General features: G+C 47.9%; 14 protein-coding genes and 1 pseudogene. 3 read left to right on the top strand and 12 right to left on the bottom strand.

The features are described 5' to 3' along the window. Window positions 1-26: 26 nt before the first annotated feature. The 5 genes from hisS to LDO05_RS05765 form a co-directional block, all read right to left on the bottom strand. A complete protein-coding gene (hisS, locus tag LDO05_RS05785) occupies window positions 27-1,271 on the bottom strand; it encodes a histidine--tRNA ligase (protein ID WP_251377920.1) in 1,245 nt (414 codons plus the stop codon). A gap of 830 nt (window positions 1,272-2,101) precedes the next feature. Next, window positions 2,102-2,584: a hypothetical protein gene (locus LDO05_RS05780; protein ID WP_251377919.1), complete on the bottom strand. Its 483-nt coding sequence runs from the start codon at window positions 2,582-2,584 to the stop codon at window positions 2,102-2,104. Window positions 2,585-2,634: 50 nt separating this feature from the next. Then, a complete protein-coding gene (locus LDO05_RS05775) occupies window positions 2,635-3,144 on the bottom strand; it encodes a type 1 glutamine amidotransferase domain-containing protein (RefSeq protein ID WP_251377918.1) in 510 nt (169 codons plus the stop codon). A 186-nt stretch (window positions 3,145-3,330) separates the two neighbouring features. Further along, on the bottom strand, window positions 3,331-3,777 hold the full coding sequence (dtd, locus tag LDO05_RS05770) for a D-aminoacyl-tRNA deacylase (RefSeq protein WP_251377917.1): 447 nt from the start codon (window positions 3,775-3,777) through the stop codon (window positions 3,331-3,333). A 16-nt stretch (window positions 3,778-3,793) separates the two neighbouring features. Further along, a complete protein-coding gene (locus LDO05_RS05765) occupies window positions 3,794-5,968 on the bottom strand; it encodes a RelA/SpoT family protein (protein ID WP_251377916.1) in 2,175 nt (724 codons plus the stop codon). 346 nt (window positions 5,969-6,314) lie between these two features. Between LDO05_RS05765 and uraA the strand changes: the two genes are divergently transcribed. Continuing rightward, complete coding sequence (uraA, locus tag LDO05_RS05760; RefSeq protein WP_251377915.1) at window positions 6,315-7,604, top strand: uracil permease; 1,290 nt, start codon at window positions 6,315-6,317, stop codon at window positions 7,602-7,604. A gap of 147 nt (window positions 7,605-7,751) precedes the next feature. Here the strand turns inward: uraA and LDO05_RS05755 are convergent, their stop codons facing one another. From LDO05_RS05755 to LDO05_RS05730, 6 genes are all read right to left on the bottom strand, one after another. Further along, on the bottom strand, window positions 7,752-8,264 hold the full coding sequence (locus tag LDO05_RS05755) for an adenine phosphoribosyltransferase (RefSeq protein ID WP_251377914.1): 513 nt from the start codon (window positions 8,262-8,264) through the stop codon (window positions 7,752-7,754). Between the two features lie 60 nt (window positions 8,265-8,324). Beyond that, entirely contained in the window at window positions 8,325-10,733 is a 2,409-nt protein-coding gene (gene recJ / locus LDO05_RS05750) for a single-stranded-DNA-specific exonuclease RecJ (RefSeq protein WP_251377913.1), read from the bottom strand. 34 nt (window positions 10,734-10,767) lie between these two features. Beyond that, the gene (locus LDO05_RS05745) at window positions 10,768-11,727 is read right to left on the bottom strand and encodes a cation diffusion facilitator family transporter (RefSeq protein ID WP_251377912.1); all 960 of its coding nucleotides are present in this window, start codon (window positions 11,725-11,727) and stop codon (window positions 10,768-10,770) included. Window positions 11,728-11,822: 95 nt separating this feature from the next. Then, entirely contained in the window at window positions 11,823-12,737 is a 915-nt protein-coding gene (secF, locus tag LDO05_RS05740) for a protein translocase subunit SecF (RefSeq protein ID WP_251377911.1), read from the bottom strand. Beyond that, window positions 12,727-13,983, bottom strand: coding sequence for a protein translocase subunit SecD (gene secD / locus LDO05_RS05735; RefSeq protein WP_251377910.1), 1,257 nt, complete (start codon window positions 13,981-13,983; stop codon window positions 12,727-12,729). The genes secF and secD overlap by 11 nt, the downstream gene beginning before the upstream one ends. A gap of 97 nt (window positions 13,984-14,080) precedes the next feature. Continuing rightward, window positions 14,081-14,338 (bottom strand): post-transcriptional regulator, encoded by a 258-nt coding sequence (locus LDO05_RS05730; RefSeq protein WP_251377909.1) that lies wholly within the window; start codon window positions 14,336-14,338, stop codon window positions 14,081-14,083. 240 nt (window positions 14,339-14,578) lie between these two features. Between LDO05_RS05730 and spoVB the strand changes: the two genes are divergently transcribed. Further along, window positions 14,579-16,156, top strand: a complete 1,578-nt coding sequence (spoVB, locus tag LDO05_RS05725; RefSeq protein ID WP_251377908.1) for a stage V sporulation protein B — start codon at window positions 14,579-14,581, stop codon at window positions 16,154-16,156. 37 nt (window positions 16,157-16,193) lie between these two features. Here the strand turns inward: spoVB and LDO05_RS05720 are convergent. Further along, window positions 16,194-16,379, bottom strand: a pseudogene (locus LDO05_RS05720) (YetF domain-containing protein); the annotation flags it as partial. Between the two features lie 221 nt (window positions 16,380-16,600). Between LDO05_RS05720 and LDO05_RS05715 the strand changes: the two are divergent. Beyond that, window positions 16,601-16,990, top strand: a complete 390-nt coding sequence (locus LDO05_RS05715; protein WP_251377907.1) for a TIGR04086 family membrane protein — start codon at window positions 16,601-16,603, stop codon at window positions 16,988-16,990. The last annotated feature ends 39 nt before the right edge of the window (window positions 16,991-17,029 follow it).

Raw genomic sequence — 17,029 nt, 5'->3', positions numbered from 1 at the left:
TAACACAAGAACGAGCTTTGCGATACCTACTTCAGCTCGTTCGCCAGGTCTTCCAGCTTCACGGTGCGCTGCTCGCCGGTCTCCATGAATTTAACAGCAATCTCGCCGCGGGCCAGCTCATCATCCCCCAGAATGGCGGTGTAGCGGGCCTGCATACGGTCAGCCGACTTGAACTGGGCTTTCATTTTGCGGCCCAAATAGTCTCTCTCTGCAGAGATTCCCGCTTGACGAAGCTTGAACAGCTGCCTGGTGATTTCCTTGTCGGCTTCCTCGCCGAGGGCAATAAGATAGACATCTAGCGGCTTGGCCCCTTGAATCTCAATGTTCTGATTCTCAAGAATAAGCTGGATGCGTTCCAGGCCAATACCGAGGCCTACTCCAGGCTGGTCTGGTCCCCCAATATCAGCGACCAGTCCGTTGTAACGCCCGCCGCCGCCGACCGTATCAATAGCACCAATACCTTGGGCTTTGTACTCGAACGCAGTCAGAGAGTAATAATCAAGCCCGCGTACCAGACGGTGGTTAATTCTGTAATCAACCCCCATTGAGGTCAAATAGGTCTTCACTTGCTCGAAATGACTCTGACTTTCTTCATCCAGACTGTCCAGAATAGACGGTGCATTTGTGAATTTATCCTGGTCCACCTTGCAATCGAGTACCCGCAAAGGGTTACGGTCAATTCTGGATTGACAGTCCTTACAGAGGGTTTCCCTCATAGGCGTCAGAAAAGCAATCAGCTTCTCGCGGTAGTCTGCACGACTTCCTGGATTGCCGACCGAGTTAATCTCCGCTGTCACCCCTTGAAGTCCCAATTCCCTGCACAGCTCATACCCCAGCGAGATCACTTCCGCATCAATTGCAGGGTCAATCGCCCCAATGGCTTCAATCCCGAATTGATGGAACTGGCGGTAACGGCCCGCTTGTGGACGCTCGTAACGGAACATCGGACCAATGTAGAACAGCTTGCTCACATCAGGCTCCCCGTACAGCTTGTTCTCCACATAAGAACGTACAACTCCCGCGGTACCTTCTGGACGCAGCGTCATGCTGCGGTCTCCTTTATCAAGGAAAGTGTACATCTCTTTCTCCACAATGTCTGTTGTCTCACCAACACCTCGTTCAAATAGAGACGTCATCTCGAATATCGGTGTGCGAATCTCCCGGTAGTTAAAGCGCCGACACAGATCCCTTACTTTCTCTTCCATGAACTGCCACCGCTCCACAACGCCGGGCAGCAGATCCTGTGTGCCTGTTGGTTTTTGAAAGCCCATGGTCTATCCTCCACTTGATTATCGTAATAACGGTTGAGCAAGCCTGTTATAACCTAGCTTAACTCAATTTCCGCAAAAAAATAAAAGTCCCCCACCCCTGTTATAACAACAGGGACGAGAGACTGGATATCCTATCACTCGTGGTGCCACCCACATTCCGGACAACCCTGTCTCCAATCAGCAATCTGATTAGAAGAACGTCTTAACCTAAGGTATCCGCTTTATACGGTTAACGCCCGCCTACGTCTTCAGCTACTGAGGAGTTTCCCTGTTCACTGACGATTCTCTGGGAGGTCTTTTCATACAGTCATCACCGGAATTCTTGCAGCCTGACCTAGTTAAAGTGAATGCTTCACTTAACATGTATAAGGTCATGAAATTCCTCTCTGTGGGCTTGGAGCTGGATTACTTGGTCCCGTCATTGAAGTTATCGTATGATTCGTGGTACATAGAAGTTTTTTTCATTGTAAGAAACGTAAGGCACAAAGTCAAGACTCTTGGAAAGAAAAAAACCTGTCGGCATCGCCGCAGGTCCAGTCATGATATATTAAAAGGGGGTCATGTTTTTATTATAGACACACTTTGTTAAGGAATCATGAAACGCAGATTACAAGTATATTACACAAAAGAAAGCGCTTTATAAACTACTGTGATTTGACGTTTTTTTTTTAGCATCCCAGTTAATCCAAACCCAAACTCAAAACACCTCCAAGCTGATCTTCCCTAACCCGTGTTAGAGGTCTGCTTAGAGGTGTTTTTCATGTATCTGATGCTGAAGGGGTTAGTCGAAGGCCCTTAAGCAGGTCTTTTGCAGCAAAAGAACCGTTCCATTAATCAAGCAGCTCTACATAAGCTCCTTGAGAGCGAAGCTTGTTAATCACACTGTCTACTTCTGTCTCTTTGACCGTGGCACTAAGTACATATTTAAGATCGTCAACGTTAGATTTGGAGGATACTTGAGTATCTTCCCTGCGGTCACGCTGATGCTCATCTCTCCCGGTATCCACATACCCGGTATCATTGTGGTTGGAAGCCTCGTCATTCAAGGCAGCCAGTGGGAGAACCGCTTGAGGTCCATTAGTCCCTGTGAATCCCGAAGCGCCATATGCTCCGCTGCCCAGAACAGCCCCTCCGACAATGGTTGTGCCAAGGTTATTCGCCGAGATCACCGGTCCAAGGAGATTGTTGTTGCTTGTGAGTGTGTTCTCCAGGGCCCCAGTCTCCAAATGCTCTATTTCGAAAGAGAGCAGACTTGTCTTGGCCCCTTCAGCCTGGCTTTCCGTCTCAAAATACGCTTGAATATGTTTACTCATATTAATCGCTCCTTTGTCACATTTGGGTGGTGAGGCTAATGGCCCCGGTCTTACGCTAGCTTGTTCAATATTTCCCGAACAAATGCAGGTTCATCTTTGGGGGTGCGCGATGTAATGAAATTACCATCGACAACGACCTCTTTATCCTCGAAATTTGCTCCCGCATTAACGAGATCATCCTGCAAAGGTGGATAGGAGGTTAACGTGCGTCCTTTGGCAAGTCCGGCACTGATCAGAATCTGAGGCCCATGGCAGATGGCCGCAATTGGTTTCTTAGCCTCGTCAGCCTTCTTCACAAAGCTCAGAATTCCCGAGTCAAGCCGAAGATTCTCCGGAGATGAACCTCCCGGAATAACAACAGCATCGTAATCCGCCGAATTTGCATCAGAGACGGCTTTATCCGTGGTATACTCCGCTTTGCCCTGCTTGCCCTTCAGGGTCTCCCCTGCTTTCAAACCTATAATATCAACCTCATGTCCGGCTTTCTTCACTTCGTCATAAGGAACCTGCATTTCGGAATCTTCAAACCCGTTGGCTAGTAAAAATGCTACTTTGCTCATCGTTTTGTCAATCTCCTTTCCGTAACAGTTCTTCGCTTTGTTATTACCCGATTAACTGCCCTTTATAACAATCCCGGTTTGTTCTTCGCTATAGTTCCCATCACAGAGATAACAAAAAAACCGCCCTCCCGAAGGAGCTGCGGTTCCAATTCAAGTTATCAACTACTACAATCAAGACTAAGCCACTTAAGCTTGCGGACTCTCCAGGATGATCGTAACGGGTCCCCAGTTAGTCAGCACCACGTCCATATCCGCTCCAAATTGGCCAGTCTGCACTTCCAGGCCTTTAGCCCTTAACAGTTCATTGAACCGCTCATAGAGCACCTCAGCCGTCTCAGGCCGGGCTGCAGCCATGAAGTTCGGACGTTTGCCTTTGCGGCAATCCCCATAGAGGGTGAACTGCGAGACCGAGAGGATACTTCCCTTAATATCCTGAACGCTCAGATTCATTTCCTCATCGTCATCTTCAAAAATCCGGAGTCCGGCAATTTTATCAGCAAGATATACGGCATCCTTCTCCGTATCATCATGGGTGATGCCTACAAGCAGCATCAGTCCCGGTCCGATTGCCCCCACTACATGATCTCGAATTGTAACCTGAGCCTGCTTACATCTCTGTATGACCACTTTCATGTCTTAAGCTGCCCCTTTATTGCATAATCCGGTGAACGGTATAAACATCCTTGATCCGCTTGATTTTATCGACTACAGACTGTAAATGCTCTGTATTGCGGATCAGAATCGTCATGTGAATCAAATCCATCTTGTTCTTGTCGGAACGTCCGGATACGGCTGACATATTCGTCTTGCTCTCCGAGACAGCCTGAAGCACTTCATTTAGCAGTCCACGGCGGCTGTGTCCGGTAATCTCAATATCCACGCTGTAGTTGGCCTCAATGGATTCTTCCCACTCCACCTCAATGACTCTTGCCGCTTCTTCCCCATCCTCCTGGGAAGGAATATTCGGGCAGTCAGTCCGGTGAACCGAGACACCGCGGCCGCGTGTAATATAACCAACAATATCATCACCGGGAACCGGATTACAGCATCTGGCGAACCGCACAAGCAAGTTATCAATCCCTTTAACCGTAACCCCGTTCGTCGGCCGCTTCTTCTCGGCAGAAGGCGACTTCATCTCCTTGACTTCCGAGGTCAACTGAATAATACCGGCCTCATCCTGTTCCTTCCGGAGCTTCTCTGTAACCTTGGTACATACCTGGGAGGCGGTAAGGCCGCCGAAGCCAACTGCCGACAGCATGTCTTCCACATCGTTGAAGGCAAATTTCTTGGCCGCCTCCATCAGCTTGTCATCAGACATGTACTGGGATGGATCAACTCCTGCGCGTTTGAGCTCACGCTCGATCGCTTCCCGTCCCTTCTCCACGTTCTCTTCCCGCTTCTCCTTTTTGAACCACTGCTTGATCTTACTCCGCGCATGGGAAGACTGGGCGATCTTGAGCCAATCCTGGCTCGGCCCGTAAGAGTGCTTGGAAGTCAGGATTTCAACAATGTCTCCCGTCTTCAGCTTGTGGTCAAGCGGAACGATTCGGCTGTTCACCTTGGCTCCAATGGTTCTGTTCCCTACCTCGGTATGGATCCGGTAAGCGAAATCGAGCGGCACAGACCCGGCGGGGAGCTCAATAACTTCTCCCTGCGGGGTAAATACAAAGACAAGATCCGAGAAGAAGTCCATCTTGAGCGATTCTACGAATTCGGAAGCATCTTTGGCTTCATGCTGAAGCTCAAGAATTTCTCTGAAGAACGGCATTTTATTCTGTGGACCCGCATTGTCCGAACCCTCTTTGTAAGCCCAGTGAGCCGCGATACCGAATTCAGCGGTTCTATGCATTTCATAAGTACGAATCTGCACTTCAGTCGGTTCTCCCGTTGGTCCAACCACCGTAGTATGGAGTGACTGGTACATGTTCGCTTTTGGCATGGCGATATAATCCTTGAACCTGCCAGGCATCGGCTTCCACAAGGTATGAATAATTCCCAAAGTAGCGTAACAATCTTTGATATTATCTACAATAATACGAATCGCAAGCAGGTCGTATATCTCGTTGAACTGCTTGTTTTTCGTGGACATTTTCTTATAGACACTGTACAGGTGCTTGGGACGGCCGGACAGATCCGCCGAGATCCCCATCTCTGCCAGCTTCTCCGATATTCGAGAAATGACGTTCTCGATATATTCCTCACGCTCGGCGCGCTTCTTGTGCATCAGATTCGCGATGCGGTAATACTGCTGGGGATTCAGATACCTTAAGGCAATATCCTCCATCTCCCATTTTATAGCAGAGATACCGAGTCTGTGGGCAATCGGGCAAAAGATCTCCAGCGTCTCATAGGCGATTCTGCGCTGGCTCTCCTCAGACTGATATTTGAGCGTCCGCATGTTATGCAGCCGGTCCGCAAGCTTAATAACGATGACCCGGATATCCTGTGCCATCGCAATGAACATTTTGCGGTAGTTCTCATTCTGCTGTTCTTCCTTGGATTGGAACCGGATTCGTTCAAGCTTCGTCAGGCCGTCCACGAGCATGGCACAGTCACTGCCGAACTTCTCCTTAATTTCCTTAAGGGATACGGTGGTATCCTCCACGACGTCATGAAGCAAGGCTGCGATAATGGACAGGGAGTCCATCTGCATGCCCACGACGATTTCTGCAACCGCGAGCGGATGCAGTATATAAGGTTCACCCGATTTCCGCACTTGTCCGTGATGGGCTTGTTCAGCGAAATCATAGGCTTCCCTGATACAGATCATATCCTGTTCGTTAATGTAGGCAGATGCCTTCTCGAGTAATCGCTCAATGCCCATTGAATCCTTTTCGTGTCCTTTCCTGGTAACAAGGCATACGCATCTTCACGAAGCCGTATCCCTATTTTTATTTTCTATAATTATGACGCTTGGGAGGTACCACGTCAACTCTTGAGCCTTCAATACGGCAGGTAATTTGCTAGAAACAAAGGATTTTCTTGATTTTTGTTGTTGTAAAATGTCGACGATGTCATTAATCTATTAAAGATGCACAGACTATACGGATTGGACTAAAGACTGCGTGATTGGTTTCTTAGCAATATATACAGTTCCCAGAATCCACACGTTCATTTCTTTAGTTGATTCCCTATAAGCTTAAGCTAAATAAAGAGGAGTGACTTTAATTTTGCAGCGCGAAATACAAGTAAATGAGAAAGTGCCTTTTGGCCCCGGGATCTTACTGAGCCTTCAGCATTTGTTCGCCATGTTCGGCAGTACGGTGCTTGTGCCAAATCTGTTCGGAGTGGATCCTGGGATGATCCTGCTCATGAACGGGATCGGAACTCTGCTGTACATCCTTATATGTAAAGGTAGAATCCCTGCCTATCTGGGATCAAGCTTTGCCTTTATCTCCCCTGTAATTGTTGTCTTGAAAGCTCATCCTGGAAATGGGTACAGTATGGCCTTGGGTGCTTTTATTGTTACTGGGATTATATTCGTCCTGGTAGGTCTTCTGGTGAAATATGCGGGCACCTCCTGGATCAATGTAGTGTTCCCGCCTGCGGCGATGGGAGCCATCGTGGCCATTATTGGTCTTGAACTTGTTCCGGTAGCAGCAGGCATGGCTGGAATTATTAATCCGGATCCAACCAAGCCTTGGATACCTGACATGATTTCGATCCTCATTTCCCTCGTAACCTTGGGAATTACTATTCTGGGGGCTGTTTTGTTCAGAGGTTTCCCTAAGATTATTCACATCCTGATCGGAATTATCGCAGGTTACTTGCTCGCTTACTCATTAGGAAGGGTAAATACGGGGAAGATTACCGAAGCTGCTTGGTTCTCCTCTCCAACAATCACAACTCCCCAATGGGACTGGTCGGCGATTATCACGATTATTCCTGTTGCCCTGGTTGTTATAGTGGAGCACATCGGACACCTTCTAGTAACCAGCAATATCGTTGGCAAGGACTTATCCAAAGACCCGGGACTTCATCGTTCACTGTTCGGCAACGGGATCTCAACTGTCTTATCGGGATTTGTCGGCTCTACTCCAAATACAACCTATGGTGAGAATATTGGAGTTATGGCCCTTACAAAAGTGTACTCCATCTACGTCATTGGAGGCGCCTCGATCTTCGCGATCCTGCTGTCCTTCTCAGGCAAGTTCTCGGCAGTAATAGCCAACATTCCTACTCCTGTTATGGGCGGGGTATCCTTACTTCTCTTCGGTGTAATTGCGGCGTCAGGCCTTAGAATTTTCGTGGAACAAAAGGTTGATTTCTCCAAAGCAACCAACATGATTCTTGCCACCGTAATCCTTGTTATTGGAATTAGCGGCACCAAGCTTACCATCGGTACGGTTGAATTGAAGGGAATGGCATTAGCCACCATTGTCGGGATCCTGTTCGCCTTGTTCTTCAAGCTCATTGAAGTGCTGGGGCTCTCGAATGACAAGCAAGAAGCCCAGCATTAAGTGTTAACCCTATAGATATAGAAATAGAGCCCGTTACAAACAGAATGTTCTGTTCGTAACGGGCTCTATTTCTTGACCGCTTTAGCGGTTGAATGAACTCGAAGGATGAATATTTCCCGGGAAAGTCATCCCGTCTATTTCCAGTGATTAATAGGTAACCAGTGAAACGATGTCCACACCTGGCAGCTTCGCGCGTCCGTTCAGATCTGCAAGCTCGATCAGGAATGCGGCTCCGGCAATGTTGCCTCCGAGCTGCTTAACCAGCTGAACAGAAGTAGAGATCGTACCTCCTGTTGCAAGCAGATCATCGGCAATCAGTACATTTTGACCTGGCTTAATGGCATCGCTGTGCATAGCCAGACGGTCTTTGCCATACTCCAAATCATATTCGATCTCAATCGTATCAGAAGGAAGCTTGCCGCTCTTGCGAATAGGCACAAAACCAACACCCAAAGCATAAGCAAGCGGTGCGCCAACCACAAAGCCGCGAGCTTCGGGACCCGCAATCAGATCAATCTTCATATGAGAGATCATGGTCTTCAGTTCATCAATGGCCTGACGGTATTTGTCCCCGTCGTTCAGAAGTGTTGTGATATCTTTGAAGCTGATCCCCGGCTGTGGGAAATCGGGTATCACACGGATGTAATCTTTGAAATTCATTATAATCTCTCCTTCTAGTCTTAACACATCTTAAGTGTAGGCAGCCTGTACCAGTCTAATTCAGGATACCCCGGTATTTCTAGCTATCATCCATGCTGCCACTTGAGCAACTTGTCCGTGCAACAGCATATGTTCCATTTCAGCCACTGAACTTATCCTTCTATATCGAAGCGAGCTTTCCAGCGGCTGTTTGGACGGAGTCGGATTAAGCACAATTCTCCCGTTATCTCTATTCAAGAATTGGAGCTCTTCAAATACCTCAAGGGTTAGTCTAATCATTCGGTTAGACATTCCTGTCTGATGAACCAAGCGGCTCAGAAGCTGCTCCTCCGGCACGGGTGCAGATGATACCTGACGAATCAAGGCATATACCTGTTTGAAGCTGTCTCTTGTAGGAATCTCAACCCGTTCATGCTTGTCCTGTTGTCCATGAACTAATATAACACGCTCCAGCTGCGGGAATGAAGTCAATACGGAATCAAGCTGCTCCGCTGTCTCCGGAAGCTCCAGCATGAACAGACTAGTGACCAAGGAATGATCTATATCATGATCTGAATTACCGGAAGAATAAGTTACCCCAGTCTCTTCATCATATACCCAAAGCATGGAATCCACCAAATTTCTTCGGTATCGCTCGGCGGAAGGCTGCCTGCATACAGCAGCGGCCCTCGCAGATTGCCCCGATCCCAGACCTTCCAGCTTCTTCATGAAATCATCCATGATGCTGAGTGGAGAGGAGGGCGACCTGAAGTCAAAGATCTGCAAATGAGAAACAGCCAAATCCTGTATCATCAACTGAGGCTTGACAGAACCATTCCACTCGTTGATCCCGGCTTCAACTACAAGGTCAATACGCGCGCTTTCTGTAAGAAAGTCTGCAAGATAACCTTTACCAAAAGCTATCGCTTCTATAACAGCACCATTCTGCCTTAAGCTGAGCTTCAGATGATTGCTCTCTCTTCCCATCTTGCGGCTCTCAACCAGTGATGCTCCCTTTATAATCATGCGGGGGCACGGATTATCCATACCGAAAGGAGCCATGGCTTCCAATTCTCTTATTAAGGGAATCGTAATCTCGTTCAATGTACATTCCAGATCGGCTGTAATCACCGGAACGAAATGCTCTTCATTCAAAATGGCTGCGGCATAATCATTCAGCCGCCGCTCAAAATCCTCCAGCGCCTCCCTATGCAAGGACATTCCTGCTGCTGCTGTATGTCCTCCATAATGGTCCAGAAGATCTGCACATTCAATAAGGGCTTCATATAAGTCAAAGCCAGGGATGGAACGGGCAGAGCCCTTACATTCCCCGGTCTCAGGATTAATCCCAAGGATAATTGTCGGACGATAATACCTCTCCAGAATTTTGGATGCGACAATTCCTACGACACCCACATTCCAGCCCTCTCCCGCAATCACAATAACGTCAGGAATCTTCTTACCTGTTGAGATTGCTTGGTCCAACCGCTCCGCAGCTTCCTGTACCATCTTCTCTACCATCTGCTGACGTTCGCGATTCAGCAGATCCAGCTCGGTTGCAATTTCCTCTGCTTCATCGTGATCTTCCGTGGTGAGCAGGCGCACTGCGCGCTTGGCATGACTAAGTCTGCCGCTCGCATTGATACGAGGCGCCATGCTGAATCCTACGGTAGTCGAGTTAACCGTATTTTCTTTCCCTCCGGCTACCCTAAGCAATGCGGCTGCCCCAATGATCGGCTGGTCCGTCATGGACTGCAGCCCTCTGCTGACCAGAACACGATTCTCGTCGATCAGAGGCATCAGATCTGCAATAGTTCCCAGAGCCACTAACTGCAGCCAATCTTCCGGCACTTCCCGAACAAGGGCAGAAGCCAGCTTGTACGCTACTCCAACACCGGCCAGTCCTTTAAAGGGATATGGACAGGCTGGAAGCTTAGGGTTAATCAGCGCATAGGCTTCGGGAAGCTCGGCCGGGGGCTCGTGATGGTCCGTTACAATCACGTCTATCCCCAGTGTATTTGCATGACGAATTTGTTCGACAGCACTTACTCCGGTGTCCACGGTAATAATCAGGGATACTCCGCTCTTCCTGGCCTCATCAATAGCATGAATGTGCAGCCCGTACCCTTCTTTGGACCGATGAGGAATGTAATATTCGTACGATGCACCCAAATGGCTCATTAATCTTATCATTAGCGAAGTGGATGATACGCCATCCGCGTCATAATCCCCGTAGATAAGAATATGCTCGCCTGTCTCGACAGCACGCTGAATTCTCGGAACAGCAGCTTTCATCCCGCTTAACAGGTAAGGATCATGCAGCTCACCAAGGCTTCCGCGAATGAATTTGTCTGCCGACTCGGGATCTGCCAATCCACGACGAACAAGCAGCTCAGCAAAAACAACCGATATGTTCATATCCTTTGCTAGCTGCTCAGCCATTTGCCGTTCTGACTGCTGACATTTCCAATTATATTTGGACTTGATCAAATCCTAACTCCCTCCTTACAACAAACCGGGATTGCTATTGAAGCAAGGTAGGCATGTCTGTATTGGTATTCTCATGATTTGACTTATATGGATAGACCGGGTCATAAGGAACAACGTGGATAGCCACGTCACTTATATGGGAGAAACGATGCATCAGCAGAGCTCTGGCACGGTTAGCAATGTCTTTTGCTTCTATAACCGTGATCCGGGGGTTCACGCATATTTCAGCTTCTACTCTAACGTAGTGCCCCTGCTCATGTGCTCTAAGAGCTTGCACCATAATTACACCATGCACCCTTTGTACAGTCTCTACAAAACTGGCTGCATCTTCATCCTGAAGTTCTTGTGCCAACGAACCATAGAGTGACGTCACAACCATACGGTATGCCCGCCACAACACGAAGCAGGCAATCAGGAGTCCGGCAGCCGGATCCAGATACAGCAGACCTTCGATCTCCAGGGCGCCACCGGCCATAGACCCGAATACTCCGATAAGTACAGCCATAGAAGAGTACAACGAGAAACGCCGGGTCTCCAGAAAGGCCCCTTCCTGTTCTTTACCATCCTTCTTAAGCTGCCGGTATTGATACAGGAATACCGCTTCTTTGAGGGCTACTGCAATAACTATTGTCACTCCAGTTATATAATCCGGAGCGGTTACGTTCCCAGTAGACATCTGTCTGATGGCAGAGATGGCTAATTGCAAGACACCCATCAGCAGCAGGACGACGAATAAGATTGTGAGAAGTGGATCGCTGCCCTTAAGTGACTTCCTATCACGTTCGCCCTGAGCACTTCGTTCCTTGAACCCGCGGAGCTGGAAACTCCTGGATACTCCTCCGGCCGCTTCGGAAGCGGAATAGAGCGCATCCCCTATCAAAGCTTTACTATCACAGAGCAGCCCCACAACGCCCTTCAACACAGCCAGTACAGAGTTATTGATAATATCGGTCCATGCAGCAGCTTCGGAATGAGCGTTATACTTGCTGGTCATAAAATCCTCCTCCTAAGGTCACTGACATGACCGCGAGAGAGCAGAAGGCCGCGTCACACGCAGACGCGGCCTTCTCTATTGCTCTGGCGGATCAGTTAATTAGTCGTTGTTTTGGACGGTTTGGATTTAACATTCTTCTGCAAGCCTTTAAGAACATACCATAGCGGGCTCGCGATAAAAATGGATGAATACGCACCGCACAAAAGTCCTATAACCATGGCAAGTGAGAACATACGGATCGACTCGCTGCCAAAAATGAGCAAACATACAGAGGCAATGAATACAGTAAATACTGTATTGATTGAACGCGTCATAGTCTGTGAAATACTCTTGTTCACGACATCATGCAGATCGGTATGTGTCTTAATTTTGGCAAAACGCATATTTTCACGAACACGGTCAAATATTACGACAGTATCATTGATGGAATAACCTACAATGGTCAGGACCGCAATGATAAAGGTAAGGTTAACCTCCAAGCGGAGGATAGAGAATATGCTGATAACCAGAAACGCATCATGCAGCAGGGCAACAATCGCGGCCACCGCGAACCGCCATTCAAAGCGGATTGTGACATATACAATAATACCTAAGCTTGCGAGCAATACCGCGTAAATCGCATTCCGCTGAAGCTCACGGGCCATTTCAGGATCCACCGTGTTAACTTCTGCCGATGCGTTCTTATCGACATCTTTGATCAGAGCAGCTTTAAGCTCAGATTCCTGATTGGGTGTCAGCACCTCAGGGAACCGGATATTGACACGTCCCGTACCGGGAGTAATGTGAACATCCTTTTGATTAAGCTTGGTCTCAATAAGCACCTTCTCAATGTCCTCTTTGGTCACATTCTTGGTAATCTTCACATCCACGTTGGAGCCCGAACGGAAGTCTACCCCATAATTCAGCTTGAATACGGCAAGGCTAATGATTCCCGCAATCGTTAACGCAATAGAAAAAATATAGAAAAACTTGCTCGCTTTAACAAAGTCATAATTCCATTTAGAGCGCATTGATTTCACTCTCCTTTACACCAAGCATTTTGGGGCTCTTGATAATGTTCCCCTTAACCAGTAGATGCAGGAGATATCGGGAGAAGTAAATGTTCGTAATTACGCTGACAATCAGATCGAGCATCAATACAAATGCAAAGCCTTTAACCGCGCCGGTACCCAGACCGAACATGACCGCGGCTGCAATAAAGGTGGTTACATGCGCATCCATAACAGTACGGAAGGATACTCTGCTGCCGGCCTTAACCGCAGACAGAAGGCTCTTGCCGTTTCTAAGCTCTTCTTTGATCCGCTCGTCAGTAATGATGTTGGCATCTACTGCCATACCTATACCCAGGATAAACGCGGCAATACCCGGCAGCGTCAGAGTCACACCTGCAAAATAGAATAAGACAATAAGCAGCCAAATATATACGATCAGTGTGAAGCTGGCAACCAATCCTGGGATTCGATACACCAGAACCATAAAGGCCAAAATAATTAATGACCCAATAATTCCTGCCTGCAGGGTTTGCTGCAATGACTGCTTACCCAGCGTAGCGCCTACACTTTGCGAATATTTCTCGGTCAATTTAAGCGGCAACGCGCCCAGATTAATCTTGTCACTCAAATCCTTGGCCTGGTCCTTGGTGTAGTTCCCGCTGATTGAGGCCGTTCCGTCGGAAAGCACAGCTCGTACCACAGGAGCATAGAGCAGTGTATCGTCCATGAAGATCGCAAGCTCCTTATTTAGGAGACGCGTAGTGATATTTGCGAGCTTCGACTTATCTTTAACTTTAATACTGACTTCATAAAATTGATTCAGCTGGTCCGGATGATAGGAAGCACCACCCTCTGCGAACTCATTCCCGTACAATTCAATTTTGTTATATTGATCCGGGTTCTTCTCTGTTCCATCTTTGCTTCGGAACGTAAGTGTCGCAGGTTCCTGCATCTTTTGGCGAACAACCTTCTCATCGGTTACACCAGGCATTTTCAGACGAATACGGTCCGTCCCTTCCGTAGTAACATCAGGTTCACTTGTTCCGAGCTTATTTGCCCGTTTCTCAATGCTCTTGGCGGTCTCCTGCAAAGCTTCCTTCGTAACCTTGCCACCGGCTTCAATCGGTGTAGCCTCATACAGAATCTCGAAGCCTCCCTTTAAATCCAGACCAAGATTAATGTCTTTTAGCAAATTGGGGGTTGTCCCTACCATAACCGCAGTGGTCACGACCACAACGACTAGGAATGTGATGATTCTTTTCATCCCGTTCTATGTTCCCCTTTCATTCTCAATATTCCTATTATAGCACGTGGGAAAAGACCGTCAATTTATCAAATATTGCCGGACAAAAAAAATCCCATTAATCAAAACGGGATCCACGATAGGCGGAAAGCGTTAAAAAATTCATGAACTGTGTCGCTTTCAGTGACATAATGTCATTAACAAGCTGGTGAAGAGGCGGTATTCCTGTCTTCTCATATTTCGAACTGATACAATCCCAGATATCCGTATGGGTAACGTGCTCGTAGCCAATCAAATGGAATTCCTCCGCTTTGCTCCGGCAAAGCTGCTCAATAGACTGGACCAGCTGCGCTTCGGTGATATCGTCTTCGCCCATGGGAGTCCCTCCTTCTCAACCACATCTCTGTAGTTCATGTCTATTACTTTCCACTTCATCTTACTAATTCCTGCCTGACAAGTCCAGGTATTTCGCCATATCCTGATTCAGCGCGAAATGCGTCGGAGCCACTGATTCACAGAGCGGTGTCATGAACCCGGACAGGTACCGCATATGGTTAAGTTAGAGCATGTCTGTATTGAAATCTAGACTATGACACATGGGGGAAGAGGGAGAAATGTGAACAAGCAATCTTTTATCCATGGGACGATGATTCTTCTTGCGGCTGGTCTGATCAATCGTATTCTTGGCTTTATTCCCCGGATTATTCTACCACGTATTATCGGCGCTGAAGGTGTGGGCTTGTATCAGCTGGGATATCCATTCTTTCTGGTTATAGTCACGATCATCTCGGGTGGAATACCACTTGCGGTAAGTAAGCTTGTAGCTGAAGCGGAGTCGGCCGGGCAGCCGGACAGATCCAGAGCCATACTTCGGACGAGTCTTATTTTCTCGATAAGCGCTGGGTTCTTATTCACATTCTTGTGTCTGTTCGGAGCCTCATGGATTACCCGGAACCTTCTGCCGGACAGCCGGGTCTATCATACTTTTATCAGTATGAGCCCAATGATCGTAATTATCGCAGTGTCGTCGGTCTATCGGGGATATTTCCAGGGCAAGCAAAATATGATACCTTCGGCGACCTCCTCCATTATGGAGACCCTAACCCGAATTCTATGTGTACTGTGGTTCTCCTATTTGTTATTCCCAATGGGTGTGGCCTATGGAGCAGCCGGGGCCATGCTTGGGGTCGTAGCGGGTGAAATTGTTGGCATGCTGGTGCTCCTGTGGCAGATGAGAAGATTGAAGTCTCAAGAACGAAGTAAGGACGAAGGGCTTCCAACAGAACTTCGGCCTCCCCAGCATGCAGGCTCGGTCCCGAGAACATTAAGGCGGATCCTCGGCATAGCTTTGCCTGTGACCGGAGGGCGATTGGTAGGCTCACTCTCCTACCTGCTTGAATCCATTACCACCGCGCAAAGTCTTGCCATAGCCGGAATAGCTACGGCTGTTGCAACGGCTCAGTATGGTGCGCTTCAAGGAATGATTATTCCGCTTCTACTGCTTCCCGGAGCCATTACTTCGTCCCTGTCGGTGTCCCTGGTTCCTTCCCTTGCGGAAGCTCAAGCACGCGGAGATATGCGGACCATTCACAAGAGGCTCCATCAATCCATCAAGCTGGCCTTGGTATCGGGGGCTCCTTTTGCCGTAATTATGTACGTGATGGCTGAACCCTTATGCCTATTGCTGTATAAGAATAGCGAAATTGCTGGCATGTTGAAGCTGATGGCTCCATTTGCGCTGCTTATTTATTTACAGGGACCGCTTCAGGCAGCTCTCCAAGCACTAGATCAGCCTGGAAGGGCCTTAATAAATACTTTAATCGGTGCAGTAGTCAAAATTGGATTGATTCTCTATCTGGCATCGAATCCGGCGCTGGGCATCTATGGAGCCATCATAGCCATTATTGTCAACATTGTTATCGTGACGCTTCTGCATGCGGGTACTGTAGCTGTTGCGCTTAAGTATCATGTGCCTTGGCTGGATTTCTTCAAAGTCTCTGCAGTCATGATCATTATGGCTGGAGCAGTCAGCCTCATTTATCATCAAGTCTCATTGGGTTCTCACATTTGGCTTAAATTCACAGCATCCGCTGTACTCGGCGGGATCCTGTATCTCCTCCTTGTAGCTCTGCTCAGACTTGTCGACCGCAGTGATTTGCAGAGGGTGCCTTTTATCGGCAGATGGTTCGCATGACATTCTCATCTTGATAGAGCTGAATGAAATAATGTGTTTACTCACCCGTAACAATATACATTTTGCCTCTATGATCCACCGTGCACAGCTCGACTTCCTTAAAGTGCTTCAGACCTTGGTATTGAATTTGGTTTTTTAACCAAAAGCGTGTTTGGCTGATTTGTTCCAGGTTCTTATCGAGTACTTTTCCATTCATAATCAGGGGTAAAGGCAGCGAGGCATATTTAACTTGTGCAGGCACATCTGTTCCTCCCTATCCAGCTTATTATTTCGGATTTCCAAGTACATGTATTCTTCCCGTCCCCTTACGGCTAATGCAGACACAAATTCATTAAATAGCGGTGCATTTTACAGAAAAATCAAATAACCCAACCCTATGGTCATATCAGAACAGGCTTGGCCATAGAATGGAATATCAAAGCTTGAGCTGAGGAGGAGCTATTCATGGAGTACAAGCGCCGTTTGCTTCCGTTTCGCATCTCTCACCCGACCGTGTCCGGCCTCTGGTACAGTTTTTTGTGGATGATGATTGGGGCACTAATCCTGTCTCTGTTTCTTCATTTAGGCCAAATGCAGGAGGATAACCTATCCGTATACACCTACCTGATTCATGCAGCTTCCATTGGGTTCGGAGGAATTGCCGCCGGCAAAAGATCAGGCCGGAGGGGCTGGTATCAAGGAGGGCTGGTTGGTTGTCTGTACGGTGTTATTGTACTCCTTATCAGCTTCCTGGCCTTGGATTCCCAGCTTATTCTGAACGATTTCATCTTATTAATCCCCGCATTTTTAATTGGAATGGCAGGAGGGGTCATGGGTGTGAATTTACGCAGGTAACACAAATTCCACGTTATTTCTGATTCCCCCGAAATATGT

It is taken from the genome of Paenibacillus sp. YPG26, from assembly GCF_023704175.1.
Taxonomy (GTDB): domain Bacteria; phylum Bacillota; class Bacilli; order Paenibacillales; family Paenibacillaceae; genus Fontibacillus.
The sequence above is the reverse complement of the archived record's forward strand: the minus strand, read 5'-3'. Positions and strand labels throughout refer to the sequence as shown.

Bases quoted from the DNA above. Each gene is read 5' to 3' on its own strand.
- hisS (WP_251377920.1), bottom strand. From the start codon at position 1,271: ATGGGCTTTCAAAAACCAACAGGCACACAGGATCTGCTGCCCGGCGTT.
- LDO05_RS05780 (WP_251377919.1), bottom strand. From the start codon at position 2,584: ATGAGTAAACATATTCAAGCGTATTTTGAGACGGAAAGCCAGGCTGAA.
- LDO05_RS05775 (WP_251377918.1), bottom strand. From the start codon at position 3,144: ATGAGCAAAGTAGCATTTTTACTAGCCAACGGGTTTGAAGATTCCGAA.
- dtd (WP_251377917.1), bottom strand. From the start codon at position 3,777: ATGAAAGTGGTCATACAGAGATGTAAGCAGGCTCAGGTTACAATTCGA.
- LDO05_RS05765 (WP_251377916.1), bottom strand. From the start codon at position 5,968: ATGGGCATTGAGCGATTACTCGAGAAGGCATCTGCCTACATTAACGAA.
- LDO05_RS05755 (WP_251377914.1), bottom strand. From the start codon at position 8,264: ATGAATTTCAAAGATTACATCCGTGTGATACCCGATTTCCCACAGCCG.
- LDO05_RS05745 (WP_251377912.1), bottom strand. From the start codon at position 11,727: ATGACCAGCAAGTATAACGCTCATTCCGAAGCTGCTGCATGGACCGAT.
- secF (WP_251377911.1), bottom strand. From the start codon at position 12,737: ATGCGCTCTAAATGGAATTATGACTTTGTTAAAGCGAGCAAGTTTTTC.
- secD (WP_251377910.1), bottom strand. From the start codon at position 13,983: ATGAAAAGAATCATCACATTCCTAGTCGTTGTGGTCGTGACCACTGCG.
- LDO05_RS05730 (WP_251377909.1), bottom strand. From the start codon at position 14,338: ATGGGCGAAGACGATATCACCGAAGCGCAGCTGGTCCAGTCTATTGAG.
- LDO05_RS05715 (WP_251377907.1), top strand. From the start codon at position 16,601: ATGGAGTACAAGCGCCGTTTGCTTCCGTTTCGCATCTCTCACCCGACC.